The following is a 26013-nucleotide window of genomic DNA, read 5'->3' as shown; positions in this document are numbered from 1 at the left end:
TCGCTTATACCCTCAGGGTGCAGCAAATCAACCATAGCGCCCGGTAATATAGTCTTCCGTTTGCTTCTTCTTCGGCTTCGTGAACAGATCATCTGTGTTGCTGAACTCAATCAACTCACCGAGATACATAAACGCCGTGTGATCGGAACAACGTGCAGCCTGCTGCATGTTGTGCGTCACAATAACCACGGTGTAATCCTGCTTCAGTTCCGTGATCAGTTCTTCGATACGACCGGTAGAGATCGGGTCAAGGGCTGAACAGGGTTCATCGAGCAACAGCACTTCCGGGCGAATCGCGATACCACGGGCGATGCACAGACGTTGCTGCTGACCACCGGAGAGAGAGTATCCGCTCTGGTGCAGTTTATCCTTGGTTTCGTTCCATAATGCGGCCTTGGTCAAAGCCCACTGTACACGCTCGTCCATATCCGGACGCGACAGCTTTTCAAACAGGCGCACGCCAAAGGCGATGTTGTCGTAAATCGACATCGGGAACGGCGTTGGTTTCTGGAATACCATCCCCACTTTCGCGCGCAGCAGCGCGATATCCTGCGTATTGGTAAGAATGTTGTCGCCATCCAGCAGGATCTCGCCTTCGGCTCGCTGCTCAGGGTAGAGCTCAAACATTTTGTTAAAAGTACGCAGCAGCGTGGATTTACCGCAGCCTGACGGCCCGATAAACGCCGTTACCTGATTTTTGGCAATATCCAGGCTGATGTTTTTCAGTGCATGGAATTTGCCGTAATAGAAGTTCAAATCACGAACCTGAATTTTGCCCGGCGTCGTATCAACCATACTCATTTATCTCTTTCCTCAACTCGACGCCGCTTTCGCCGCGTCGCAAAAATTAACCGTGTTTACTCTTCGCGAAAATGACGCGCGCCAGAATATTCAGCAGCAGTACGCAGAGCGTGATAATCAGCACCCCGGCCCAGGCCAGTTGCTGCCATTCGGCAAACGGGCTCATGGCGAATTTGAAAATGGTCACCGGCAGGTTAGCGATAGGCTGCATCATATCGGTGCTCCAGAACTGGTTAGAGAGCGCGGTAAACAGCAGTGGTGCCGTTTCCCCGGCGATACGCGCCACGGCCAGCAGCACCCCGGTCATAATCCCGGAAACAGACGCTTTCAGCGTAATGGAAGCAATCATCTTCCACTTCGGTGTACCCAGCGCATAAGCCGCTTCGCGCAGGCTGTCCGGCACCAGTTTCAGCATGTTTTCCGTGGTGCGGATGACAATTGGCACCTGCAACAGCGCCAGCGCAATCACGCCCGCCCAGCCGGAGAAGTGCTGCATCTGTGCGACGACAATGGTGTAGACGAACAGGCCAACCACAATTGATGGCGCGGAAAGCAGAATGTCGTTGATAAAACGGATAACTTCGGCCAGTAGCGATTTACGGCCATACTCCGCCAGGTAAATCCCCGCCATGATGCCGAGCGGCGTACCGACAATGGTCGACCACAGGATAAGCAGGCCGCTACCCGCCAGGGCGTTCGCCAGACCACCTCCTGCCGTATTTGGTGGAGGCGTCATTTCAGTAAACAGCGCCAGCGACATACCGTCAAAGCCGCGCGTTACGGTAGACAACAGGATCCAGACCAGCCAGAAAAGACCGAACGCCATGGTCGCCATTGATAATGTCAGAGCAATGCGGTTTTTCAGACGGCGCTTAGCCTGCATTTTACGGCGCGATTCAGCCAGCTTTGTGATGCTTTGCATTTCGAGCGTAGCCATCAGCGAGCCCCCTCATTTTTCGCCAGGCGCATGATCATAAACTTAGATATAGCCAGTACGATAAAGGTGATCACAAACAGAATCAGCCCCAACTCCATCAATGCCGCAACATGCAGGCCGGACTCCGCTTCGGCAAATTCGTTCGCCAGCGCAGAGGTGATACTGTTACCCGGCATAAACAACGAAGCGCTGTCGAGTTGGTAGGTGTTACCGATGATAAAGGTCACCGCCATGGTTTCACCCAGTGCGCGCCCCAGACCCAACATCACGCCGCCAATCACCCCGTTTTTGGTAAATGGCAGCACAATGCGCCAGATAACTTCCCAGGTGGTGCAGCCAATGCCGTAGGCCGACTCTTTCATCATCACCGGCGTTTGTTCGAATACATCGCGCATTACCGCCGCAATGTAAGGAATAATCATAATGGCGAGAATAACCCCGGCCGCCAGGATCCCAATACCAAATGCCGGGCCAGAGAACAGTGCGCCAACAAACGGGATGTTAGAAAGCACGTTGCCCACCGGTTCCTGAAAGTAAGTCGCGAACAGCGGAGCAAAAATGAACAGCCCCCACATGCCGTACACAATACTTGGAATCGCAGCCAGTAATTCAATGGCGATACCCAGTGGACGCTTCAGCCAGTTCGGCGACAGTTCCGTCAGAAACAGCGCAATGCCGAAACTCACCGGAACGGCGATCAGCAAGGCGATGACAGAGGTAACAATTGTCCCGTAAATGGGCACCAGCGCACCGTAAATATCATTGGGTGCATCCCACTCTTTGGTCCACAGGAATGAAAAACCAAACTTCTGAATGCTTGGCCATGAGGAGAAAATCAGCGACACGATGATGCCACTCAACAGCAATAGCACAATCAGCGCAGCCAGTCTTACCAGCGCGCTGAAAATCATGTCACCTTTTTTACCCGGAGGATTAAATGCCGGCTTGGTTGCAGCCATAAATTACTCTTCAGTTTAACGTCTTACGAATTTGCCCGGTGATGCTTACGCGGCCAGGCCTACAGAGGATCTGTAAGGCGGATGGTGTAAGCGCCATCCGCCATGTTCTAAAAAAACCAGCTGTTAGTACAGTGCTTTACCGCTGCTGTCTTTCACATTGGTTTTCCATGCAGCACGAACTTGTTCAACTACGCTATCCGGCAGGGTTGCGTAATCAAGGTCGTTAGCCTGTTTGCCGCCTTTTTTATAGGCCCAGTCAAAGAATTTCAGGACTTCAGCACCTTGCTCCGGCTTAGCCTGCTCTTTGTGTACCAGGATAAAGGTAGTTGAGGTGATCGGCCATACGTCAGCACCTTTCTGGTTGGTCAGATCCTGCGCGAAGGATTTGCTCCAGTCGATATTTTTAGCCGCATTGGAGAAGCTCTGCTCAGTCGGGCTTACAGCCTTACCATCCGCAGACAGCAGCTTGGTGTAGGTCAGGTTGTTCTGCTTAGCGTAAGCATATTCAACATAACCGATTGAACCCGGAAGACGCTGAACGAATGCCGCGATTCCGTCGTTGCCTTTACCGCCCAGACCGGTCGGCCAGTTAACGGTAGAGCCAGAACCGACTTTCGATTTCCACTCTTCGTTCACTTTTGCCAGGTAGTTGGTGAAGACGAATGACGTACCGGAACCGTCAGCACGGCGAACTACGGCGATGTTCTGCGAAGGCAGTTTCAGGCCTGGGTTGAGTTTAGCGATCGCTGCGTCATCCCATTTTTTGATATTACCCAGGTAGATGTCACCCAGGGTTTTACCGTCCAGCACCAGCTCACCGGATTTTATACCCGGGACGTTGATAGCCAGCACGATACCGCCGATTACGGTCGGAAACTGGAACAGGCCTTCCTGAGCCAGTTTATCGTCAGCCAGAGGGGCATCGGATGCACCGAAATCCACAGTTTTAGCAGTAATTTGTTTTACGCCACCAGAAGAACCAATACCCTGGTAGTTGATCTTGTTACCTGTTTCTTTCTGGTAAGTATCAGCCCACTTGGCATACACCGGCGCCGGGAAAGTTGCACCCGCACCAGTCAGGCTGGCTGCTGCATTAACAGCAAAAGCACTCAGAGAAAAGGTCGCGGCGACAACAGTTGCGACAGTGGTACGCATAACGTTCATAATGTCTCCTGCAAGGATCGTAAATCGTTGTTTAGTGGCTACGACGAGCAAAATAGGACACTTTGATGACAGTTATATGCAATCATTGTTACTGTTTGATGACAGCGGAAAAATATCGTTATCGCATGATATAAAAAAGATAAAAATCAAACTCTTAATAAAAAACATCACAGTAATATTTCAGTCATATTTTATTTTTGTGACAATAAAAAAGTAGTTGAAACGAATGAGAATTCACAAAATAAAGTAAAAAAAAGAGGTTGCCCGCCGGCAACCTCTTTCGCATTTTATGGCAGTAAATGTTTACTCTACCGTTACTGATTTCGCCAGGTTACGCGGCTGGTCAACATCGGTGCCTTTTATCAGCGCAACGTGATAAGCCAGCAATTGCAGCGGCACGGTATAGAAAATCGGTGCAATCACCTCTTCGACGTGCGGCATATCAATAATGTGCATATTGTCGTTGCTGGTGAAACCCGCATCCTGATCGGCGAACACATACAGTACGCCGCCACGGGCACGCACTTCTTCGATGTTGGATTTCAGTTTTTCCAGCAGTTCGTTGTTAGGCGCAACGACAATCACCGGCATATCCGCATCAATCAGCGCCAGCGGGCCATGCTTCAGCTCACCTGCCGCATAGGCTTCGGCGTGAATGTAGGAGATCTCTTTCAGTTTCAGCGCGCCTTCCAGCGCGATCGGATACTGATCGCCACGCCCCAGGAACAACGCATGGTGTTTGTCGGAGAAATCTTCGGCCAGCGCTTCGATGCGTTTATCCTGCGACAGCATCTGTTCAATACGGCTCGGCAATGCCTGCAAACCGTGAACGATATCGTGCTCAATGGACGCATCCAGCCCTTTCAGGCGGCTCAGTTTCGCCACCAGCATCAGCAGAACGGTAAGCTGAGTGGTGAACGCTTTCGTGGAGGCAACACCGATTTCAGTACCGGCTTTAGTCATCATCGCCAGATCGGATTCACGCACCAGCGAGGAGCCCGGCACGTTACAAATCGCCAGCGACCCCAGATAACCCAGCTCTTTGGACAAGCGCAGCGCCGCCAGCGTATCCGCCGTTTCACCGGATTGCGACAGGGTGATCATCAGGCTGTTATGACGCACAGCAGATTTGCGGTAACGGAATTCCGAGGCGATTTCCACATCACACGGCACACCAGCCAGCGCCTCAAACCAGTAACGGGAAACCATACCGGAGTTGTAAGAGGTGCCACAGGCAACGATCTGAATATGCTCAACTTGCGATAATAGCGCGTTGGCATTCGGACCCAGTTCGCTCAGATCCACTTCACCGTGGTTGATACGGCCGGTCAGCGTATTTTTAATCGCGTTCGGCTGTTCGTAGATCTCTTTTTGCATGTAGTGACGGTAGATACCTTTATCGCCCGCGTCATATTGCAGGCTGGATTCGATATCAGGCCGTTTTACCTGCGCGCCGGATTTATCAAACACGGTCACGCTGCGGCGAGTCACTTCCGCAATATCGCCCTCTTCAAGGAAGATAAAGCGACGCGTTACCGGCAGTAACGCCAGCTGATCGGAGGCAATAAAGTTTTCCCCCATGCCAAGACCGATAACCAGCGGGCTGCCAGAGCGTGCCGCCAGCAGAGTACCGCTGTCACGGGTATCCATAATCACTGTGCCATAAGCGCCACGTAATTGCGGGATAGCGCGCATAACCGCTTCACGCAGCGTGCCGCCCTGCTCAAGCTCCCAGTGAACGAGATGTGCGATAACCTCGGTATCCGTTTCCGAAACAAATACATAGCCACGCTCTTTTAACACTTCCCGCAGCGGCTCGTAGTTTTCAATAATACCGTTATGTACAACCGCAATATGATCAGAAACATGCGGATGCGCGTTACCTTCTGACGGTTCACCGTGTGTTGCCCAACGGGTGTGAGCAATACCAGTTCCACCATGCAGCGGATGCTCTTCTGCGGCCTGGGCCAGCATCTGGACTTTACCAAGACGACGCAGACGGGTCATATGACCTTCTGCATCTACAACGGCCAGACCAGCAGAGTCATAGCCACGGTATTCCAGACGACGTAATCCCTCGAGAAGGATTTCTGCAACATCACGTTGCGCGACTGCGCCAACAATTCCACACATATTTTTCGATTCCGATTTAGGCGTTATGCCTTTTGTTGTCGGTCAACCTGTATCGCCCCGAGCCTTGTAGAGAGTGGGGTTATTTTTATAGGTACTGCCTGCCGGGCGGAGGAATTATCTTTCCCCTCACCCTAAATTCATTATGAATACATTGCCGGATGGCGCTGCGCTTATCCGGGCTACTTCTTCTTAACCGGACGTATCCAGCCTTGTTTATTGATTTGCGGTACACGGCTGATAACCAGTTCATTTTCCGCAACATTGCGCGTTACTGTAGTTCCGGCGGCGATAGTCGCACCTTTGGCAACCGTAACCGGCGCCACCAGCTGTGTATCGGAACCAACAAACACATCATCGCCAATAATGGTTTTGTGCTTGTTTGCACCATCGTAATTACAGGTGATAACACCCGCGCCAACATTCACGTTGTCGCCGATTTCCGCATCGCCCAGGTAAGTCAGATGGCCCGCTTTCGAGCCTTTGCCCAGACGCGCTTTTTTCATTTCCACGAAGTTGCCCACGTGCGCACCGGCAAGCAGTTCAGCGCCAGGACGCAAACGCGCAAATGGCCCGATAGTGCAATCAGCTTCGAGACGCGCATCTTCCACCACGCTGTAGGGGCTGATTTCGCAGTCGTCGCCGATGTCGCTGTTTTTCAGCACGCAACCTGCGCCAATCTTCACACGATCGCCCAGTTTTACGTTGCCTTCAATGATGACGTTAGCATCGATCTCAACATCCCGCCCGTGCTCCAGCGTACCGCGCAGGTCGAAGCGCGCAGGATCGCGCAGCATAACACCAGCCAGCAGCAGCTTTTCAGCCTGTTCAGCCTGATACGCACGCTCCAGCCGGGATAGCTGAAGTCGGTTATTCACACCTTCTACTTCGCTCAGGCGCTGCGGATGCACGGCAGTAATCTCACGGCCTTCATGCCAGGCAAGGCTGATGATATCCGTGATGTAATATTCACCCTGCGCATTATTGTTAGTCAGTTTGCTCAACCAGCGTTTCAGATCGCCGCCGTTGGCAATCAGAATGCCGGTGTTGATCTCCGTGATCTTACGCTGTTCTTCAGTGGCATCTTTCTGTTCAACAATGCCTGTCACCGCGCCGTTTTCACGCGTGATACGCCCGTAACCCGTCGGGTCGTCGAGCACCACCGTTAACAGACCGATGCCGCCCTGCGGTTTCGCATCGCGCAGACGCTGCAACGTCTCCAGCGAGATCAGCGGCACATCGCTGTAGAGCATCAAAATATCTTCATCGTCTGCAAAGAACGGCGCAGCCTGCTGCATCGCATGGCCGGTGCCCAACTGTTCTGCCTGCAGGACCCAGTTAAGCTTGATATCAGCGAGATGTTGTTTGAGCAAATCGCCACCGTGGCCATAAACCAGATGAACATTATCGGCGCCGAGAAGATTAGCAGTATCAATGACATGCTGAACCATCGCTTTCCCTGCAAGGGTATGCAGCACTTTGGGAATATCGGAGTACATGCGTGTGCCTTTACCTGCGGCAAGGATCACCACACTCATTTTTGTATTCAACATACGCGTCCTGACTGTCATTGGAGAAAGAAGTTAACCTCTTTCATATTGAAAATTCTACATATTTTGTAGCATGAAATGGAATGCTGGTGAAACGCCCAACATCCACAGTTACTGCGCTTTTGCGGGCTATTTTACCGACAAAGCAACCAGGTTTGCCGCTAAAAAATATCTCCATTTCTGTTTGCCGCTAATTCATACAATGGGTTAGCTGTTTTTTTTCATCCTGAATAAAGATCGTGCAAAAACAAAACGTCGTTTTGATCATTGGAGATTGTGACGCATAAAAAAGAAACAGCGTTTCATCTTGAAGATAATGGCGGGCAATAATCAATCAGGAGAATAAAATGAATTATAAAATACCTCTGGCTTTAACGGTTTGCAGCTCGCTTATCGCTTTTCCATCATCAGCAACAGTCTGGAAAGCAATCGCTTTTGGCCAATCGACCGACGTGAACTTTTCATCGAATGTTCTGCAGGAAAAGATTGGCGTGAATGATGTCACCATTGACGGCAAAAAACTCTCCGTAACGGACAGTGCCGATCTCTCCAGGCCCGTTACCCTCGAAAGCCGAGGCGGTAAAATCGCCAACGCTCATGACGGCCTGACGTTCTTTTATACCACTTTGCCTGGCAGTGAAAACTTCGTTTTACAGGCCACCGTGACCGTTGAGCAGTTCGGCCCGGAAAACGGCGCGAAACCCGCGGCACAGGAGGGTGCCGGATTGCTGGTGCGTGACGTGATTGGCAATCCGCGTCAGCAGCCGCTTAAAGAAGGTTATGAGGAGTTTCCTGCGGCGTCGAATATGGTGATGAATGCCATCATGACGCAGGATAAAAAAGACAATTTTCGCGTGAAGATGCAGGCGATCTCCCGTGAAGGGATCACGCAGCCCTGGGGTAATGCTGGTGCGGCAATAGTGAAACAGAGCTATCAGGAAGAGATTGATCTGCGCCAGACGCCGACCTTTCGCCTGAAACTGGAGCGCACCAACGACGGTTTTATCACGGCCTGGGCGCCGCAAGGCAGCGACCAATGGGTTAGCCGCAGCGTACCGCGCGCAGATCTTATCTCCATACAGGATAAGGATCATTATTACGTCGGTTTCTTTGCCTCGCGTAATGCCAAAATCACCATCAGCGATGCTTCGTTGACCACTTCAACGGCGCATACCGCTGTGACAAAACCCTGGCAGGCTAAACCGCTACCAGTCGTGGTGCAAATTGCCTCTCCTGCGCAAAGCAGCAGCGACAAATACACATTACAGGCACGAGCCAATTATGATGGCCTGTTCAGTACCCGGCAGGACGAAGTGGTGATCGGTAATGAAAAACCGGTTAAAGCGGGGGAAATGTATACCCTGCCCGCCACACTGAGTGGCAATGCCACGTTTGCAGTGACATTTATGCCCACCAGCGCCAGCGACAATACGCCTGTCAGCCAGCAGATTAAGGTAGAGAAAATTGCCGGCCCGACAGCAGCAACGTTGTATGTCGCCCCCCAGGGTAAAAGCGAAGGTAAAGGTACGGCTGCATCCCCTCTGGATCTGACCAGCGCGATTCGCTTACTGCCGCCAGGCGGCAAAATTGTGTTGCAGGCCGGGGATTATGCACAAACGGAGATCCCTCTTTCCGCCAGTGGAGTGCGCGATAAACAGAAAATCCTGCAAGCGGATGGAAAAGCCGTGATCCACGGCTTGCTGATTGACGCCAGCTACTGGCACATTAAAGGTATAGAAGTGACCGAGAAAAGCTTGCGTATTCAGGGCAGCCATAACGTCATCGAAAAAGTGGTCGCCTGGCGTAATGACGATACCGGTATTCAGATTTCATCGCCGGAAAAAGTGGGCCGCGCCCTGTGGGCGAGCAACAACCTCGTTGTCGATTCGGAATCCTGGGGTAATGAAGATCCGGGGAAAATTAACGCTGATGGTTTTGCCGTGAAGATGCGCGTTGGCGAAGGCAATCACCTGAAACGCTGCTATTCACATGACAATATTGATGATGGTTTTGACCTGTTTAACAAAATCGAGGATGGCGCAAATGGCGTTGTGGTGATCGAGGATTCTATTGCCAGCAACAATACCAGTAACGGTTTCAAACTGGGGGGCGAAGGGCAACCGGTCGCGCATCAGGTTCGTAACAGTAAGGCGATAGGTAATCATCTGGATGGTTTTACCGATAACTTCAATCCGGGGAAACTGCGGGTTGAAAACAATATTGCTGTCGATAACCAACGCTTTAATTTCATCTTTCGTCCGGCCCCGTATGGCGATGCGTCAACGCAAGGCGTGTTTAGCGGCAACATATCTGTGCGCAGTAAGCCGGGGAAATATGATGATTCAGTGGTGGGGAATGTGGATGCGACGAACTACTTTATCGTCGGCGGTAAAAGCGTAAATCTGGCGCAAAAAGAACTGGATAGTAAACCGTATCTGGTGCAACTCAGCCAGTGATGCCAGATGGCGCTTCGCTTATCACACAACGGTAAGCGCGGCGCCACTCAGCGTATCAGCACATTAGTGGTTGAACGTACCGAAAGAGATGTTCATGTTGCTGAAAAGAGCGATGATTTTATTGATCAGTTTCATGATGGCGTCCTGATAAGTGAGAGTGTTTTTTTGTGATTTACATCACAAAAAGAAGTCTACCCCTCATTTTTTAACCGATCAACATTTTTGTGACTCACATCACAAAATAATAAAACGCATTTTCAGTTCTGATTTTTCTGAAACGCAGCCATAAAAAAAGCCAGCCTGGAAATCAGACTGGCCTTTTAGGTTCAAGCCGGTGTTACATCGCTTTTTTGGTCAACTCGATAACACGCAGTTTCGCGATAGCTTTCGCCAGTTCCGCAGACGCCTGAGCGTAATCCACGTCACCGTGAGAAGCTTTAATGTGCTCTTCTGCTTTGCGTTTCGATTCCAGGGCTCGCGCTTCGTCGAGATCCTGACCACGAATAGCAGTATCAGCCAGAACGGTCACTGTGCCAGGCTGCACTTCAAGAATGCCGCCGGACAGATAGATAAACTCTTCATGACCGTGCTGTTTCACGATGCGGATCATACCAGGCTTAATGGCGGTGAGCAGCGGCGCGTGACCCGGGTAAATCCCCAGTTCACCTTCGCTACCCGTTACCTGGATTTTTTCGACCAGACCAGAGAACATTTGTAACTCTGCGCTGACGACGTCCAGGTGGTAAGTCATTGCCATATCACCCTCCGATTAAGGCGTTAAAGTTTTTTGGCTTTTTCCACGACTTCGTCGATGGAACCGACCATGTAGAACGCCTGCTCCGGCAGGTGATCGTATTCGCCTTCCATGATGCCTTTAAAGCCACGGATGGTGTCTTTCAGGGAAACGTATTTACCCGGAGAACCGGTGAATACTTCCGCTACGAAGAACGGCTGGGACAGGAAGCGCTGGATCTTACGCGCGCGAGCTACCACCAGTTTGTCGTCTTCAGACAGTTCATCCATACCCAGGATGGCGATGATGTCTTTCAGTTCCTGATAACGTTGCAGCAGAGACTGAACGCCACGCGCAACATCATAGTGTTCCTGGCCAACAACCAGCGGATCCAACTGACGGCTGGTGGAATCCAGCGGGTCAACGGCCGGGTAGATACCCAGAGACGCGATCTGACGGCTCAGTACCACGGTTGCGTCAAGGTGCGCAAAGGTGGTTGCCGGAGACGGGTCAGTCAAGTCATCCGCAGGTACGTATACCGCCTGAACAGAGGTGATGGAGCCGGTTTTGGTGGAGGTAATACGCTCCTGCAGCACGCCCATCTCTTCTGCCAGCGTCGGCTGGTAACCTACAGCTGAAGGCATACGGCCCAGCAGTGCGGATACTTCAGTACCGGCGAGGGTATAACGGTAAATGTTGTCGACGAACAGCAGAACGTCACGACCTTCGTCACGGAATTTCTCTGCCATGGTCAGACCGGTCAGCGCAACGCGCAGACGGTTTCCCGGCGGCTCGTTCATCTGGCCATACACCAGGGATACTTTGTCGATAACGTTGGAGTCGGTCATTTCGTGGTAGAAGTCGTTACCCTCACGAGTACGTTCACCCACGCCCGCAAACACAGAGTAACCGGAGTGCTCGATCGCGATGTTACGGATCAACTCCATCATGTTTACGGTTTTACCTACACCCGCACCACCGAACAGACCAACTTTACCGCCCTTAGCAAACGGACACATCAGGTCGATAACTTTGATACCGGTTTCCAGCAGTTCCTGAGAGTTTGACAACTCTTCATAGGTCGGTGCTGCGCGGTGGATAGCCCAACGCTCTTCCTCACCGATGTCGCCTTTCATGTCTACTGGTTCACCCAGTACGTTCATGATACGACCCAGTGTTGCTTTACCTACCGGGACTTCGATCGGGTGCTCGAGGTCTTTAACTTCCAGACCGCGACGCAGACCGTCGGAGGAACCCATTGCGATGGTACGTACGATACCGCCGCCGAGCTGCTGCTGAACTTCCAGCACCAGACGCTCATTACCATTTTGCACCTCAAGAGCATCGTACACACGCGGTACGGCATCCTGAGGGAATTCGACGTCAACCACGGCGCCGATTACCTGGACAATTTTTCCAGTAGCCATCTTGAATCCTCTACGAATTAACCTGGTTATACCGCGGATGCACCACCGACGATCTCGGTGAGTTCCTGAGTAATGCTGGCCTGACGAGCCTTGTTGTATACCAACTGCAGCTCTTTAATCAGGCTGCCACCATTATCGGTTGCGGCTTTCATCGCCACCATACGTGCGGCCTGCTCGCTGGCCAGGTTTTCCACAACACCCTGATAAACCTGAGACTCGACGTAACGACGCAGCAGGGTATCCAGCAGCGCTTTCGGGTCTGGTTCATACAGATAATCCCAGGCTTTATGCTTCAAGCCTTCATCCTCTGAAGCCGGCAGCGGCAGCAGTTGGGTGATGGTTGGCACCTGAGACATGGTGTTGATAAATTTGTTGCTGACAATATAAAGCTTGTCCAGACGGCCTTCGTCATAGGCCTGCAACATCACTTTTACCGGTCCAATCAGTTCGGACAGGGAAGGGTTATCCCCCATACCTGTCACCTGCGCGACAACGTTCGCACCGACGGAATTAAAGAACGCTACGCCCTTGGAGCCGATCATTGCGAGTTCGCTCTGAACGCCTTTATCGGACCATGCTTTCATATCCGCCAGCAGCTTTTTGAACAGGTTAATGTTCAAGCCGCCGCACAGACCACGGTCGGTCGACACCACCAGGTAGCCCACGCGTTTAACGTCGCGTTCTTCCAGGTAAGGGTGCTTATATTCCAGATTACCGTGAGCAAGGTGACCAATCACTTTGCGCATGGTATCTGCATAAGGACGGCTGGCCGCCATTCTGTCCTGCGATTTACGCATTTTGGAAGCGGCGACCATCTCCATCGCTTTAGTGATCTTTTGCGTGTTCTGGACGCTTGCGATCTTACTACGTATCTCTTTTGCGCCGGCCATGAGCTTCTCCTCAATGCCTTGCGGCCTGCCCTAAGGCAAGCCGCCAGACGTTACCAGGACTGGGTTGCTTTAAAGGAGTCGAGGATGCCTTTCAGCTTGCCTTCGATCTCGTCGTTATAGCCACCGGTCTGGTTGATCTCTTGCATCAGCGGAGCGTGGTCACGGTCAACGTAAGCCAGCAGAGCGGCTTCAAAGCTACCGATTTTCGCCAGTTCAACATCCGCCAGGTAACCGCGTTCAGCCGCGAACAGAACCAGAGCCTGCTGCGCGACAGACATCGGCGCATACTGTTTCTGTTTCAGCAACTCGGTCACTTTCTGACCGTGGTCGAGCTGTTTACGAGTTGCATCGTCAAGGTCGGAAGCAAACTGAGAGAACGCTGCCAGCTCACGATACTGTGCCAGAGCGGTACGAATACCACCGGACAGTTTTTTCATGATCTTGGTCTGCGCTGCACCACCTACACGGGATACGGAAATACCCGGGTTTACCGCAGGACGAATACCGGCGTTAAACAGGTTGGATTCCAGGAAGATCTGACCATCGGTAATAGAAATTACGTTAGTCGGAACGAACGCGGAAACGTCACCAGCTTGCGTTTCGATAATCGGCAACGCGGTCAGAGAACCGGTTTTACCTTTCACTTCACCTTTAGTGAAGCTTTCAACGTATTCCACGTTAACACGCGCAGCACGTTCCAGCAGACGGGAGTGGAGGTAGAATACGTCGCCCGGGAATGCTTCACGTCCAGGCGGACGACGGAGCAGCAGGGAGATCTGACGGTATGCGACTGCCTGTTTAGACAGGTCATCATAAATGATCAGCGCATCTTCGCCGCGATCGCGGAAATATTCGCCCATTGCGCAACCGGCATACGGAGCCAGGTATTGCAGTGCTGCGGATTCAGACGCGGTTGCCACAACAACGATGGTGTTAGACAGCGCGCCGTGCTCTTCCAGCTTACGCACCACGTTAGAGATGGTGGATGCTTTCTGGCCGATAGCAACGTAGATACATTTAATGCCGGAATCACGCTGGTTGATGATGGCATCGATTGCCAGCGCAGTTTTACCGGTCTGACGGTCGCCGATGATCAATTCACGCTGACCACGACCGATTGGGATCATGGCGTCAACGGATTTATAACCGGTCTGTACCGGCTGATCAACGGATTGACGATCGATAACGCCCGGTGCGATAGCTTCTACGGCAGCGAAGCCGTCATTATCAACCGGACCTTTACCGTCGATTGGCGCACCCAGGGTGTTCACCACGCGACCCAGCAGGCCACGGCCAACCGGAACTTCGAGAATACGGCCAGTACACTTAACCTTCATGCCTTCGGCGAGGTCAGCATACGGACCCATCACAACTGCACCCACGGAGTCGCGCTCCAGGTTCAGTGCGATAGCGTAACGGTTACCCGGCAGGGAGATCATTTCACCCTGCATACAATCGGCCAGGCCGTGGATACGGATAACACCGTCGCTTACAGAAACAATAGTACCTTCGTTGTGAGCTTCACTCACAACACTGAACTGAGCAATGCGCTGCTTGATCAGTTCGCTGATTTCGGTGGAATTCAGTTGCATGCTCCAGTCCCCTTAAGACTGCAAGACGTCTGCAAGGCGCTCAAGACGGCCGCGAACGCTGCCATCAATGACCATATCACCCGCACGGATGATTACGCCTGCCATTACAGACTTATCGATATTGCAATTCAGCTTCACTTTGCGTGACAGACGTTTTTCCATCGCGGCGCTGATTTTCGAAAGCTGTTCTTCACTCAGTGCAGTTGCAGAAGTCACATCGACTTCTGCAATAGCCTCGCTGGCTGCACGCAATTGAATAAACTGCTCAAGAACATCAGGAAGCACCTTGATACGACCGTTTTCAGCCATCACCCGAATCAGGTTCTGACCTTTGTCGTCAAGTTGCTCCCCACAGACTGCGATAAACGACTTAGCGAGCGTTTCCGGCGCTAAAGCACCAGAGAGAAGCTCGGCCATGTGTTCATTTTTCGTCACCTCGGCAGCGAACGCCAGCATATCCTGCCAGCGGTCAACGCTCTGGTTTTCGACGGCAAAGTCAAAAGCTGCTTTGGCGTAGGGGCGAGCTACCGTTACAAATTCAGACATCAGCCCCTCCTCCTTACAGTTCAGCGACCAGTTTATTCACGATGTCGCTGTTAGCAGCTTCATCCACGGAACGTTCGATGATCTTCTCGGCGCCGGCTACTGCCAGCAGAGCCACCTGTTTACGCAGCTCTTCGCGCGCACGTTTACGCTCGGCATCGATTTCAGCCTGCGCTTGCGCGACGATTTTGTTACGTTCCTGCTCGGCTTCTGCTTTCGCTTCATCCAGGATCTGAGCACGGCGTTTGTTCGCCTGTTCAATGATAACCTGAGCTTCAGCTTTCGCTTTTTTCAGCTGGTCGGTCGCATTGGCCTGTGCAAGATCCAAATCCTTTTTAGCTCGTTCTGCGGAAGCAAGACCGTCAGCAATTTCTTTCTGACGTTTTTCGATGGCAGCCATTAACGGCGGCCATACATACTTCATGCAGAACAGAACGAACAGGACAAACGCGATGGCCTGGCCGAGGATTGTTGCGTTTAGATTCACAGCACAATGCCTCTTATCTGGTTAACGTTCTAAACAATTGCTTGTAAAGCAACCCTTACTACGCGACAGCAAACATCACGTACAGACCCAGACCTACAGCGATCATCGGGATAGCATCCACCAGACCCATTACGATAAAGAACTGAGTACGCAGCAGAGGAATCAGATCCGGTTGACGCGCTGCGCCTTCCAGGAATTTACCCCCGAGGATGCCGATACCGATCGCAGCACCGATTGCCGCCAGACCCATCATCACAGCGGCAGCCAAGTACAGCAGATCCATATTCAGGTTTTCCATGACAGTCTCCAGTTTGTTTCAGTTAAAACGTAGTAGTGTTGTTAAAAATCAATGCTCTTCAGATGCCATCGACAGATAGACAATCGTCAGAACCATGAAGATAAAGGCTTGCAGCGTAATAATCAGGATGTGGAAAATGGCCCATGGCACATTCAGAATCCACTGTGACCACCACGGCAGAAGACCTGCGATCAGAATGAAAATCAACTCACCCGCGTACATGTTGCCGAACAGTCGCAGACCGAGAGAAACCGGTTTGGACAGCAGGCTCACGCCCTCAAGGATAAGGTTTACCGGAATAAATACCGGATGGTTGAACGGCTGGAGAGTCAGCTCTTTAGCGAAACCGCCAATACCCTTCATTTTGATGCTGTAGAACAGAATCAGGATAAATACGCCCAACGCCATAGACAGGGTGATGTTGACGTCAGCAGACGGCACCACGCGCAGCGCAGGCAGACCCAGTACATGTTCAGCGATGTACGGGAGCAGGTCGATAGGCAGCAAATCCATCAGGTTCATCAGGAATACCCAAACGAAAATCGTCAGGGCCAGTGGCGCGATAAGCTTGCTTTTGCCGTGGTACATGTCTTTAACGCTACCATGAACAAAACCAATCACCAGCTCAATCGCCGTCTGGAATTTCCCTGGGACACCGCTGGTGGCTTTTTTCGCTACGCTACGGAACATCACCAGGAACAACAGACCCAGTACCACCGAGAAAAACATGGAGTCGATATTCAGCGTCCAGAAGGTGGCCGGGGGGTTATGCGGATCCACCATCGAGAAGGTACGAAGATCAATCTGAAGGTTATTCAGATGGTGACCTATGTACTCCTGTGGTGTAGAGATTTCTCCTGCAGACATGATGCCTCTTACCCTTTGTTGTTAATTACAGCGGGTGCCAGTATCTGAACAACCAGCACCGAAACCCACGTGACTATCAGCGGCAAAAAAGCCACCTTAAAAACCCCCAGCGCCACCACCAGTAACAAGAATGTTACCAACACCTTGAGCGCTTCACCGAAGGCGAAGGTCCAGGCCACGCGGCCTTTAGCAGGTGTATGCGCCTGATGACGCCAGGCAAAAATCATAAAAAACATATTCGGCAGTAAGACTGCCATACCTCCGCACACGGCGGAAATGCCCCAGAAGGGGTCTTTGAGGCTAAACAGCAATCCACTTGCCATTACCGCCAGAAACTGAATAAGCAGAAGCTTGCGAGCAACGTTTCGACTATAAAGCGACACAGACATGACGTTTCTTAACTCCTGCTCCCTTTGAGGTATGCCGCGTGTCGTATAAAACGTTCTTTATGGTCCGGAGTCAAGCATCAAAAAGCGGTCAAATTATACGGTGCGGCCCCGTGATTTCAAACAATAAGTAGCAAAAAGGTGAATAAATGTTTAAATATTTTTCCCGAGCGCTATTTTTAAACTTTTGAGGAAACTGTGAACTGTCGGGCAAAAGTGCGAATAACACCAAAAACCCAACAACAAAGCGTGCACTCGGTCACAAATTAAACATTTATGCGTCTGCAGGGTTAATCACGCAAAGAAATTACCACTTTTCAACTTTATGATATTCAAGACGATTTATCACAACTCTTTTTAAAACACCTGCCTATACATCGAAAACCTTCCATTGACATTTATAATAATTATTTTACATCCGTATTTCATTCTACCTGCCGACTTTTAGCGGGCTGATATTTTCGCTGTTGACTATTATTTCCATGAATCAAATTCTGGACGTTAAATGTCAGAAAAATCCTGGTAACAAGACGGTGAAATGTAACTGAACGTATCGCCCTTTTTTCCTTCGTTTTTTAACATCTAAGCAACAGCACGAAAGATACATTTTTTGATAAAAATTAAACTTTATTTGGCTTAACGATCACCAGATGACGTTCGCCTTCCAGGTGCGGAACATTCAGTTTAACAATAGCTTCAACGGCTAACTCCGCAGGTAACAGCGCGATCTCATCTTCCGGCACCAGACCTTTAAGCGCGTAGAAACGCCCCTCTTCACCCGGCAAATGGTGACACCAGTTCACCATATCATTCAGCGAGGCAAAGGCGCGGCTAATCACACCGTCAAAGGGCGGTTCGCCCGGGAAATCTTCAACGCGGCTCTGAACCGGCTCAACGTTGCTCAATTTCAGCTCATGCTGCACCTGGCGTAAGAAACGAACGCGTTTCCCCAGGCTGTCGAGCAGTGTGAAATGGGATTCAGGACGGACGATTGAAAGCGGGATCCCCGGCAAACCAGGCCCTGTACCAACATCGATAAAACGTGTCCCTTGCAGGTACGGCGCAACGACAATGCTGTCGAGAATATGGCGGATGAGCATCTCGTTCGGATCGCGCACAGAGGTCAGGTTATAGGCCTTGTTCCATTTGTGCAGCAGTTCGACATAGGCCACCAGCTGTTTCTGCTGTTCAACCGACAACGAAATGCCTGCTTCATCCAGCAGACGAGAGAGTTTATTGAGCACAGTGAATACCTGTTGAGATACTAAGCGGCGGGCAGCGCGATGCGGCCCGTCCTAAAAGTTCAATCGGCCCGGCAAGCACTGCCGGGCAATACTATTAAGCGCTGCGGCGCAGCATACCTTGTTTTTTCAGCCATACCAGCAAAATGGAAATAGCCGCTGGCGTGATGCCTGAGATACGGGATGCCTGACCGATCGAGGAAGGTTTGTGATCGTTAAGTTTGGCGATCACTTCGTTGGACAGGCCATTCACCTGACGGTAATCCAGCGATGCCGGCAACAAAGTGTTTTCATTGCGCTGTTGTTTTTCGATCTCATCCTGCTGGCGTGCAATGTAACCTTCGTATTTCACCTGGATTTCAACCTGTTCAGCCGCCTGCTGGTCATCAAGACCCGGCGCGAACGGTGTCAACTGTACCAGTTGTTCATAAGTCATTTCCGGGCGACGCAGCAGATCTTCACCGCTGGCTTCACGCGATAATGGCGCAGTCAGGTGCGCATTCACCGCCGGAGCATGTTCCGATGATGGTGAAACCCACTGCGATTTCAGACGCTGGCGTTCACGTTCAATCGTTTCCAGCTTCTCGTTAAAGCGCGCCCAGCGTTCATCGTCCACCAGACCCAGCTCTCGACCAGCTTCGGTCAGACGCAGGTCGGCGTTATCTTCACGCAGCATCAGACGATATTCCGCGCGGGAGGTGAACATGCGGTACGGTTCTTTGGTGCCGAGCGTGCAGAGATCGTCCACCAGCACACCGAGGTAAGCCTGGTCGCGACGCGGCGCCCAGCCCTCTTTTTCAGCAGAGAAGCGCCCGGCGTTCAGACCGGCCAGCAGCCCTTGCGCAGCAGCTTCTTCGTAACCAGTGGTACCGTTAATCTGGCCGGCAAAGAACAGGCCATGGATGTATTTGCTTTCCAGCGTCGGCTTCAAATCACGCGGGTCAAAGAAATCGTACTCAATGGCATAGCCAGGGCGTACGATCTTCGCGTTTTCCATCCCCTGCATGGAACGGACGATTTGCATCTGCACATCGAACGGCAAGCTGGTGGAGATACCGTTCGGATAAATTTCGTTGGAGGTCAGCCCTTCCGGCTCCAGGAAGATCTGATGCTGGTTGCGATCGGCAAAGCGCATCACTTTGTCTTCGATCGACGGGCAGTAACGCGGGCCGATCCCTTCGATCACGCCAGCGTACATCGGGCTACGATCGAGGTTATTACGGATCACGTCATGGGTTTTTTCATTGGTGTGCGTGACATAGCACGGTACCTGACGCGGATGCTGCGCGGCATTACCCATAAACGAGAATACCGGCATCGGGTTATCCCCGTGCTGCTGCGCCAGAACGCTGAAGTCGATGGTACGGGCGTCAATCCGCGGCGGCGTACCGGTTTTCAGGCGGCTGACACGCAACGGCAGTTCACGCAGGCGACGCGAGAGCGGAATAGACGGCGGATCGCCAGCGCGGCCACCGCTGTAGTTATCAAGGCCGATGTGGATTTTACCGTCAAGGAATGTCCCGACCGTCAGTACCACAGCTTTAGCGCGGAATTTCAGCCCCATCTGGGTAACTGCGCCAACAACGCGATCGTTTTCCACGATCAGATCTTCAACCGCCTGCTGGAAGATCATCAGGTTCGGCTGGTTTTCCAGAGCGGTGCGTACCGCCTGACGGTAAAGCACACGGTCTGCCTGCGCACGAGTGGCGCGCACCGCCGGGCCTTTGCTTGCGTTTAGTATCCTAAACTGAATGCCCGCCTGGTCGATCGCTTTCGCCATCAGCCCGCCGAGCGCATCCACTTCTTTTACCAGGTGTCCTTTCCCAATACCGCCGATCGCCGGGTTGCAGCTCATCTGCCCCAGCGTGTCGATATTGTGTGTCAAAAGCAGAGTCTGTTGACCCATACGTGCTGCAGCCATCGCGGCCTCAGTACCTGCATGACCCCCGCCAATGATAATGACGTCAAAAGGATCCGGATAAAACATGGTGGTATGCCTCGCCTAAGCGGTTAGAAATTGGATTGAAGCCCGGGCCGTGGATTCTACTCAACTTTAGCCCAGTGAGAAAGATCCGGATCCCGGGTATTAAAAAGAAGATCTTTTATATAGAGAGATCTGTTCTATTGTGATCTCTTATTAGGATCGCGATGTCTTGTGGATAACCCGGATCATCGCTGTAAGATCAATTTATTAGAGAGGATCATTAGCTGTGAATGATCGGTGATCCTGAACCGTATAAGCTGGGATCAGAATGCCTGTTTATACACAGGCTGAAAACTAAACAAGAGTTGTTCATGGGATAACTACCGGTTAATAAGGCCTTTTAAGCACAGTTATCCACAACTGATCGCGCGATCTTTAATCGTTCTTGAGTAAATTTTTCCAGGATCCCAGCCATTCTTCTGCTGGATCCTCCGGAATATCGTGTTCAAGAATGTTGATCTTCAGTGTTTCACCGATCTGTTTCGCGCCATTTGCCTTCAACGCGTCCTCAATCTTCTCGATTGCCTGGCAGAAGGTGTCATATTCGCGACTGCCGATGCCGATCGCGCCAAAGCGCACCTGCGCGAGATCCGGCTTCTGTTCCTGTAGATCGTCTAAAAACGGCTGCAGGTTCTCAGGCAGATCGCCGGCACCATGGGTGGAACTGATAACCAGCCAGATGCCCTGCGGAGAAAGATCCTCTAATAGCGGGCCGTGCAGCGTCTCGGTGCTATAACCGGCATCTTCCAGCTTTTCAGCCAGGTGTTCCGCCACATATTCCGCACCGCCGAGGGTGCTGCCGCTAATAAGAGTAATATCCGCCATGAAAACCCCGCTCCGTTTATTCGCCATCCGGCGACAAAGTGAGGCGTATTGTACGCTGTGAAAGGCCTGGGATCTACCTGTGGACAATATGGGTATTAAGGAAGGAGAAAAACGCCCTGTTAAGGGCGGATCGTACGCATGATAGGGTTTTGCAGGGAGATCAATGTTTCCGTGGACTGAATTTCATCAATTGTTTGGATCTTGTTGATAAGTACCTGCTGCAGGGCATCGATGGATCGACACATTACTTTTATAAAGATGCTGTAGTGGCCGGTGGTGTAATAGGCTTCGGTCACTTCTTCCAGACTTTCCAGTTTCGCCAGCGCTGAAGGGTAATCTTTTGCGCTCTTCAAAATGATGCCAATAAAGCAGCAGACATCGTAACCCAGTTGCTTCGGGCTGACATCGATACGCGCGCCGGTGATGATCCCGGCTTGCTTCATCTTTTCTACACGCACATGAATGGTACCGGGGCTGACGCCAAATTGTTTGGCCAGTTCGGCATAAGCGGTGCGCGCATTGGCCATTAAAGCGTCGAGGATGCCGCGGTCCAGATTATCGATCTGATAATTTTCCATAGGGTTTTCTTATGAAAGATAGAGATTCTTTCTATTTTACCCGCTTATTTTATCGATTTAAAACCGTACTGGCCTTTTTAATTATGGATTATTGAGTTGAGGCGGCATTTTGTTGCTTAATTATCAGCAACAGAAGACAGGAGTAACATAATGAAAACCGCTTACATCGCCAGACAACGCCAAATCGCCTTCGTGAAATCTTTTTTCTCCCGCCAACTGGAAGAGAAATTGGGCCTGATTGAAGTTCAGGCGCCGATTCTCAGCCGCGTCGGTGATGGCACGCAGGATAACCTGTCAGGATGTGAAAAAGCGGTGCAGGTTAATGTGAAAACGCTGCCGGATGCCCGTTTTGAGGTGGTGCATTCGCTGGCGAAATGGAAACGACAGACGCTGGGCCAGCATGATTTCAGCGCCGGGGAAGGCTTGTACACCCACATGAAAGCCCTGCGTCCGGATGAAGACCGCCTTTCGGCTATTCACTCCGTTTATGTTGATCAGTGGGACTGGGAGCGGGTGCTGGGCGATGGCGAGCGCCATGTTACAACGCTGAAATCCACTGTTGAAGCGATCTGGGCCGGGATCAAAGCGACTGAAGCCGCCGTCAGCGAAACCTTTGGGCTTGTACCGTTTCTGCCGGAACAGATCCATTTTGTGCACAGCGAAACGCTGCTCAGCCGCTTCCCGGAACTGGATGCTAAAGGGCGGGAAAAAGCGATTGCGAAAGAACTGGGCGCTGTGTTCCTGATGGGGATTGGCGGCAAACTCAGCGATGGCAAGCGCCACGATGTGCGCGCTCCGGATTATTATGACTGGAGCACGCCTGCTGAGGCCGGTTTTAGCGGCCTGAACGGCGATATTCTGGTGTGGAACCCGGTGCTGGAAGATGCGCTGGAACTCTCTTCGATGGGGATCCGCGTAGATGCGGAGGCATTGAAACGTCAGTTGCGGATCACCGGTGACGAAGATCGGTTGCAACTGGAGTGGCACCAGGCGCTTCTGCGCGGTGAGATGCCGCAAACCATCGGCGGCGGTATTGGTCAGTCGCGTCTGACGATGCTGCTGCTGCAACTGTCGCATATCGGCCAGGTACAGTGCGGTGTGTGGCCCGCAATGGTTCGCGGGCAGGTTTCCGGCCTGCTCTAACGCCGCCAGCGTCGCAGCAGACGGCTGCGCATCCCGGTATCAAAACGCCAGATGTGATCGAAAATACGCATGATGCCGGGCTTACCATGTACCGACATAGCCACCGCGTGGAAGCGGTGCTGGTGAACGTTCTGCAACTCTTTCACTTTGCTAATGATATCGTCCGGCAGGCGCTGGGCGATAAAATCCGAGATCACCACGGCGTCGGCATCAAACCATTCGCCGCCCTGCATCCGTTCAATGATCGCCCGAAAACAGCTTGCCAGATCGGTTCCGCCACGAAAGCGCTGGCTCAGAAAGCGGATCGCCTGCTCAAGCCCTTGCGCGCTGGTCAGTTCATAACGCACAACTTCGCTGGAAAACAGCATAATAAAGCAGCGCCGTTTGTCCGCCAGCGCCACGCGCATCAGCGCCAGGCAGAATGCTTTCGCGCACTGCTCATTAAACCCGCCCATTGAACCGGAAGTATCAACGCAGACGATAAACGGCCCGCGCGGTTGCTCATCAAAATCCTGATGGATCACCGGGCGTTCGGTAACTTTTTCCCGCCAGGCATCGCCGTGCAGACGGTAGGTGAGCAGCTGCTTTTCCACCAGCCGCCGGTAAAACTCATATTCCAGTTCTGTAATGCCGAGCGTTGCCAGCTCCGGCGGCAACAGGCGCAAAATATCATCGCTCTGATGCAAACCATCGACCTGTTCCGGTACGGTTGCCGGTTCACGCACCAGCATGCGGAACGTTTCCATCGGTGCATCTTTACGCGGCACTGATTTCGCCTCCCGCGAGCGGCCAAGCTGCTCCGCCAGTTGCTGAAGCTCCGGCTGCTCTTTCAGAAAATCGCCATATTTGATGATCAACTGGTAGTCGCCGCGTTTAAGCTGACCGGCGCTCATATCCCACAAGCGTCCGGCGGCGTTCTCATTTTCGACCAGTACCGGCTCCAACTGCCCGCTCAGCGTCATGCGCTCCTGCACCTCACTCAACAACTGCTCGCGTTCCTCTTCCAGCAATTGCTGATTAAAGGTGGTGGTTTGCACGACAAGGCTCAGACGCCAGCGCTGCAAAAAGAGGGTATGCAAAGCGGGTGTGAACTGCGGGTTATCCGTTACCATTTGCCGTGCCTGGGCGGCAAAAGGCGAATGCAACTTTTCCAGTAATGCCAGGATCTGCGGTAACTGGACGATAAATTGCGATGTTGAGAGTAGCTGGCTTTGCTGGTAACTCAGCACTTCTTCCGCCAGTTCCGGCGGCACAGCGGTCTCTTTCAGATGCTTTTTTAGCGCTTCGCGCCAGCGGGGAATATCTTCCGTGATCGCATGTTTTAAGCGCGGGAATTTTTCAAAAAACAGCGCCAGTTGCGGAGAAGCCAGCAGCAGAACGATAAGCTCTTCTACCAGCGTCTCTTCGCTGATGGTAAGCATCACATTCAGTGTTTCCAGCGTTAGCATTGACGCGCCTGTTGGATCTGTGCGCGGACGTCCTGCAGACTGGCTTCAATGCGACCCAACCAGTCGCCAGAGACGAACAGGCATTTTTGCTGCTCGCTAAAACGGGTGTGCTGCTGGTGCCAGGTGTTATCCAGCGCTTCCAGTTGTTGGGCTATCTCTTCCGGGACGTTTTCGGTAGTGGCGCCAGGCAGCGCAAGACGCGATCCCTGCAAACTGACATCGCGGATCACCAGATGAAGCGAGGTATCAACTTCAAGATTTAAAGGTTGCGCAAAACCGATACCGTTAAGCTTGCCGCGGATTTCACCGCCTTTCGCCAGCCACTGCTCCAGCGCATTGCGCTCAATAGTGACGTGAATTACCTGTAAATCGTGCAATTTTAGCGGCTGCTGTAACAGTAGCGTTAACAGCGGTTCGTTCAGACCTTCGGGTAAATCATAGTGCGGACGGCGGCTGAACATACCGCCCTGGCGGCTGACTTTCAGCGCGGTTTTGTCGCTTTGTTGCTGCTGAAGCTGCATATGACGCTGATTGATACTGGTGAGCTGTGTCAGCATCGATTGTTGCTGCCATGCGTGCCCGGTCATCAAAATATCCAGTTGCTGCTGCAACAAACGCAGGCTTTCGGCATCGTGCCACAGACAATCTTTCAGCAGGATCAAATCAATGGGGGCAACCGCATCGCGCCCGCTGAAAAAGGCGCTGGACTGTAATAAGCGGATAGCTTTTTTCCAGCGGCGATCGGAAACATACGGCGCATTCGGTAAGGCATCGAGCTGCTGGCGTAGCGTATAGATCAGCTCAAATACCGGATCGGGCAGTTTGACCAGCCCAATATCCTGTTGCCAACGCTGATATTCCTCGTCGGTGATTTGCAGTTCGGCGGGTACCGGGTTTTCGTTTTCGTCCTGCTGGCTGACCAGCATGGAGCGGAAATTCCCCTTCTCCTGCACTTTATCGAGCCACAGGCGGATTAACATGCGATCATACAGCGCTTCGAGGCTGCTGTCGGCTTCCGGCAGTTCGTTCGAGGCGGCCACCAGCAAACGCATCGGGATCTTCTCTTCGCTCGCGCCGTTACGGAAGCGACGTTCGTTAATGGCGGTGAGCAGGGTGTTGAGGATCGCCGGGCCGGCTTTCCAGATCTCATCCAGAAACACGATTTCTGCTTCCGGAAGATAACCGTCAGTTAAGCGCTCATAGCGCCCTTCATCTTTTAACGCCTGAATGGAGAGCGGACCAAAAACCTCTTCCGGCGTGGAGAAGCGCGTCATCAGGTATTCAAAGGCGCGGGCATGTTTAAAGGCGAATTTCAGGCGACGTGCGATCAGGCTTTTCGCAATGCCTGGCGGGCCAAGAAGAAATACGCTCTCGCCGCTCAACGCAGCCAGCAGGCACAACCGGATAGCGTGGCTACGCTCAAAGAGTCCTTTTTCCAGCGCGCTGCTTAAGCGGGAAATTCTTTCTGCTAATAAATGTGAGTGAGCCATAATAGATTTGCGTCCTTTCGCCGTGTTATCCGGCTTGCAAAAGCGAGTATAGACGTTTCCGAAAGGGCTTGTAATAGACTGAAG

23 protein-coding genes are annotated in these 26013 nt (G+C 52.1%); 2 read left to right on the top strand and 21 right to left on the bottom strand.

Annotated elements, in window-relative coordinates; all coding sequences use genetic code 11:
• Positions 1-27 precede the first annotated feature (27 nt).
• From pstB to glmU, 6 genes are all read right to left on the bottom strand, one after another.
• Positions 28-801 (bottom strand): phosphate ABC transporter ATP-binding protein PstB, encoded by a 774-nt coding sequence (gene pstB, locus Y71_RS27930; RefSeq protein WP_007369386.1) that lies wholly within the window; start codon positions 799-801, stop codon positions 28-30.
• A 46-nt stretch (positions 802-847) separates the two neighbouring features.
• Positions 848-1738: a phosphate ABC transporter permease PstA gene (gene pstA / locus Y71_RS27925; protein WP_007369385.1), complete on the bottom strand. Its 891-nt coding sequence runs from the start codon at positions 1736-1738 to the stop codon at positions 848-850.
• Complete coding sequence (gene pstC, locus Y71_RS27920; protein ID WP_007369384.1) at positions 1738-2697, bottom strand: phosphate ABC transporter permease PstC; 960 nt, start codon at positions 2695-2697, stop codon at positions 1738-1740. Before pstC ends, pstA begins: the two co-directional genes overlap by 1 nt.
• Before the next feature lie 123 nt (positions 2698-2820).
• Positions 2821-3861 (bottom strand): phosphate ABC transporter substrate-binding protein PstS, encoded by a 1041-nt coding sequence (gene pstS / locus Y71_RS27915; RefSeq protein ID WP_007369383.1) that lies wholly within the window; start codon positions 3859-3861, stop codon positions 2821-2823.
• A 303-nt stretch (positions 3862-4164) separates the two neighbouring features.
• Positions 4165-5994, bottom strand: a complete 1830-nt coding sequence (gene glmS / locus Y71_RS27910) for a glutamine--fructose-6-phosphate transaminase (isomerizing) (RefSeq protein ID WP_007369381.1) — start codon at positions 5992-5994, stop codon at positions 4165-4167.
• A gap of 179 nt (positions 5995-6173) precedes the next feature.
• Positions 6174-7544 carry a bifunctional UDP-N-acetylglucosamine diphosphorylase/glucosamine-1-phosphate N-acetyltransferase GlmU gene (gene glmU / locus Y71_RS27905; protein ID WP_007369380.1) on the bottom strand — a complete coding sequence of 457 codons (1371 nt, stop codon included), beginning with the start codon at positions 7542-7544 and terminating at the stop codon, positions 6174-6176.
• 344 nt (positions 7545-7888) lie between these two features.
• Between glmU and Y71_RS27900 the strand changes: the two genes are divergently transcribed.
• The gene (locus Y71_RS27900; protein ID WP_007369377.1) at positions 7889-9997 is read left to right on the top strand and encodes a right-handed parallel beta-helix repeat-containing protein; all 2109 of its coding nucleotides are present in this window, start codon (positions 7889-7891) and stop codon (positions 9995-9997) included.
• A 337-nt stretch (positions 9998-10334) separates the two neighbouring features.
• Here Y71_RS27900 and Y71_RS27895 read toward each other — a convergent pair whose 3' ends face one another.
• The 13 genes from Y71_RS27895 to asnC all read right to left on the bottom strand — a co-directional run bounded on the left by Y71_RS27895 (position 10335) and on the right by asnC (position 21848).
• A complete protein-coding gene (locus tag Y71_RS27895) occupies positions 10335-10754 on the bottom strand; it encodes a F0F1 ATP synthase subunit epsilon (protein ID WP_035886837.1) in 420 nt (139 codons plus the stop codon).
• Between the two features lie 20 nt (positions 10755-10774).
• The gene (gene atpD, locus Y71_RS27890) at positions 10775-12157 is read right to left on the bottom strand and encodes a F0F1 ATP synthase subunit beta (protein WP_007369373.1); all 1383 of its coding nucleotides are present in this window, start codon (positions 12155-12157) and stop codon (positions 10775-10777) included.
• A 26-nt stretch (positions 12158-12183) separates the two neighbouring features.
• The gene (gene atpG, locus Y71_RS27885) at positions 12184-13047 is read right to left on the bottom strand and encodes a F0F1 ATP synthase subunit gamma (RefSeq protein ID WP_007369372.1); all 864 of its coding nucleotides are present in this window, start codon (positions 13045-13047) and stop codon (positions 12184-12186) included.
• Positions 13048-13097: 50 nt separating this feature from the next.
• A complete protein-coding gene (atpA, locus tag Y71_RS27880) occupies positions 13098-14639 on the bottom strand; it encodes a F0F1 ATP synthase subunit alpha (protein ID WP_007369371.1) in 1542 nt (513 codons plus the stop codon).
• A 12-nt stretch (positions 14640-14651) separates the two neighbouring features.
• Entirely contained in the window at positions 14652-15185 is a 534-nt protein-coding gene (gene atpH, locus Y71_RS27875; RefSeq protein WP_007369370.1) for a F0F1 ATP synthase subunit delta, read from the bottom strand.
• 13 nt (positions 15186-15198) lie between these two features.
• A complete protein-coding gene (gene atpF / locus Y71_RS27870) occupies positions 15199-15669 on the bottom strand; it encodes a F0F1 ATP synthase subunit B (protein WP_007369369.1) in 471 nt (156 codons plus the stop codon).
• Positions 15670-15727: 58 nt separating this feature from the next.
• The gene (gene atpE, locus Y71_RS27865) at positions 15728-15967 is read right to left on the bottom strand and encodes a F0F1 ATP synthase subunit C (protein WP_007369368.1); all 240 of its coding nucleotides are present in this window, start codon (positions 15965-15967) and stop codon (positions 15728-15730) included.
• Positions 15968-16015: 48 nt separating this feature from the next.
• Positions 16016-16834 carry a F0F1 ATP synthase subunit A gene (atpB, locus tag Y71_RS27860; protein WP_007369367.1) on the bottom strand — a complete coding sequence of 273 codons (819 nt, stop codon included), beginning with the start codon at positions 16832-16834 and terminating at the stop codon, positions 16016-16018.
• An 8-nt stretch (positions 16835-16842) separates the two neighbouring features.
• On the bottom strand, positions 16843-17223 hold the full coding sequence (atpI, locus tag Y71_RS27855; protein WP_035941962.1) for a F0F1 ATP synthase subunit I: 381 nt from the start codon (positions 17221-17223) through the stop codon (positions 16843-16845).
• Between the two features lie 617 nt (positions 17224-17840).
• On the bottom strand, positions 17841-18464 hold the full coding sequence (gene rsmG / locus Y71_RS27850) for a 16S rRNA (guanine(527)-N(7))-methyltransferase RsmG (protein ID WP_007369365.1): 624 nt from the start codon (positions 18462-18464) through the stop codon (positions 17841-17843).
• A gap of 94 nt (positions 18465-18558) precedes the next feature.
• Positions 18559-20448 carry a tRNA uridine-5-carboxymethylaminomethyl(34) synthesis enzyme MnmG gene (gene mnmG, locus Y71_RS27845; protein WP_007369364.1) on the bottom strand — a complete coding sequence of 630 codons (1890 nt, stop codon included), beginning with the start codon at positions 20446-20448 and terminating at the stop codon, positions 18559-18561.
• A 372-nt stretch (positions 20449-20820) separates the two neighbouring features.
• Complete coding sequence (mioC, locus tag Y71_RS27835; RefSeq protein WP_007369363.1) at positions 20821-21270, bottom strand: FMN-binding protein MioC; 450 nt, start codon at positions 21268-21270, stop codon at positions 20821-20823.
• Positions 21271-21389: 119 nt separating this feature from the next.
• On the bottom strand, positions 21390-21848 hold the full coding sequence (gene asnC / locus Y71_RS27830) for a transcriptional regulator AsnC (protein WP_007369362.1): 459 nt from the start codon (positions 21846-21848) through the stop codon (positions 21390-21392).
• 150 nt (positions 21849-21998) lie between these two features.
• Here asnC and asnA point away from each other — a divergent pair, with 150 nt between their 5' ends.
• Positions 21999-22991, top strand: coding sequence for an aspartate--ammonia ligase (gene asnA, locus Y71_RS27825; protein ID WP_007369361.1), 993 nt, complete (start codon positions 21999-22001; stop codon positions 22989-22991).
• Here asnA and viaA read toward each other — a convergent pair.
• The gene (viaA, locus tag Y71_RS27820) at positions 22988-24439 is read right to left on the bottom strand and encodes an ATPase RavA stimulator ViaA (RefSeq protein ID WP_007369360.1); all 1452 of its coding nucleotides are present in this window, start codon (positions 24437-24439) and stop codon (positions 22988-22990) included. The genes asnA and viaA overlap by 4 nt on opposite strands.
• Complete coding sequence (ravA, locus tag Y71_RS27815; RefSeq protein WP_007369359.1) at positions 24433-25929, bottom strand: ATPase RavA; 1497 nt, start codon at positions 25927-25929, stop codon at positions 24433-24435. The genes viaA and ravA overlap by 7 nt, the downstream gene beginning before the upstream one ends.
• Positions 25930-26013: the final 84 nt, after the last annotated feature.

Source organism: Kosakonia radicincitans DSM 16656, assembly GCF_000280495.2.
Taxonomy (GTDB): domain Bacteria; phylum Pseudomonadota; class Gammaproteobacteria; order Enterobacterales; family Enterobacteriaceae; genus Kosakonia; species Kosakonia radicincitans.
Note: the sequence above shows the minus strand (reverse complement) of the source record. Positions and strands in the feature narration are given on the sequence as shown.

What these genes read in the sequence shown, in the direction of transcription:
- Y71_RS27895 (WP_035886837.1), bottom strand. Translation starts at nt 10,754, where the DNA reads ATGGCAATGACTTACCACCTGGACGTCGTCAGCGCAGAGTTACAAATG.
- atpB (WP_007369367.1), bottom strand. Translation starts at nt 16,834, where the DNA reads ATGTCTGCAGGAGAAATCTCTACACCACAGGAGTACATAGGTCACCAT.
- atpD (WP_007369373.1), bottom strand. Translation starts at nt 12,157, where the DNA reads ATGGCTACTGGAAAAATTGTCCAGGTAATCGGCGCCGTGGTTGACGTC.
- glmS (WP_007369381.1), bottom strand. Translation starts at nt 5,994, where the DNA reads ATGTGTGGAATTGTTGGCGCAGTCGCGCAACGTGATGTTGCAGAAATC.
- Y71_RS27900 (WP_007369377.1), top strand. Translation starts at nt 7,889, where the DNA reads ATGAATTATAAAATACCTCTGGCTTTAACGGTTTGCAGCTCGCTTATC.
- pstC (WP_007369384.1), bottom strand. Translation starts at nt 2,697, where the DNA reads ATGGCTGCAACCAAGCCGGCATTTAATCCTCCGGGTAAAAAAGGTGAC.
- pstA (WP_007369385.1), bottom strand. Translation starts at nt 1,738, where the DNA reads ATGGCTACGCTCGAAATGCAAAGCATCACAAAGCTGGCTGAATCGCGC.
- atpH (WP_007369370.1), bottom strand. Translation starts at nt 15,185, where the DNA reads ATGTCTGAATTTGTAACGGTAGCTCGCCCCTACGCCAAAGCAGCTTTT.
- viaA (WP_007369360.1), bottom strand. Translation starts at nt 24,439, where the DNA reads ATGCTAACGCTGGAAACACTGAATGTGATGCTTACCATCAGCGAAGAG.
- asnC (WP_007369362.1), bottom strand. Translation starts at nt 21,848, where the DNA reads ATGGAAAATTATCAGATCGATAATCTGGACCGCGGCATCCTCGACGCT.
- pstB (WP_007369386.1), bottom strand. Translation starts at nt 801, where the DNA reads ATGAGTATGGTTGATACGACGCCGGGCAAAATTCAGGTTCGTGATTTG.
- mnmG (WP_007369364.1), bottom strand. Translation starts at nt 20,448, where the DNA reads ATGTTTTATCCGGATCCTTTTGACGTCATTATCATTGGCGGGGGTCAT.
- atpE (WP_007369368.1), bottom strand. Translation starts at nt 15,967, where the DNA reads ATGGAAAACCTGAATATGGATCTGCTGTACTTGGCTGCCGCTGTGATG.
- atpG (WP_007369372.1), bottom strand. Translation starts at nt 13,047, where the DNA reads ATGGCCGGCGCAAAAGAGATACGTAGTAAGATCGCAAGCGTCCAGAAC.
- atpI (WP_035941962.1), bottom strand. Translation starts at nt 17,223, where the DNA reads ATGTCTGTGTCGCTTTATAGTCGAAACGTTGCTCGCAAGCTTCTGCTT.
- ravA (WP_007369359.1), bottom strand. Translation starts at nt 25,929, where the DNA reads ATGGCTCACTCACATTTATTAGCAGAAAGAATTTCCCGCTTAAGCAGC.
- glmU (WP_007369380.1), bottom strand. Translation starts at nt 7,544, where the DNA reads ATGTTGAATACAAAAATGAGTGTGGTGATCCTTGCCGCAGGTAAAGGC.
- mioC (WP_007369363.1), bottom strand. Translation starts at nt 21,270, where the DNA reads ATGGCGGATATTACTCTTATTAGCGGCAGCACCCTCGGCGGTGCGGAA.
- asnA (WP_007369361.1), top strand. Translation starts at nt 21,999, where the DNA reads ATGAAAACCGCTTACATCGCCAGACAACGCCAAATCGCCTTCGTGAAA.
- atpA (WP_007369371.1), bottom strand. Translation starts at nt 14,639, where the DNA reads ATGCAACTGAATTCCACCGAAATCAGCGAACTGATCAAGCAGCGCATT.
- pstS (WP_007369383.1), bottom strand. Translation starts at nt 3,861, where the DNA reads ATGAACGTTATGCGTACCACTGTCGCAACTGTTGTCGCCGCGACCTTT.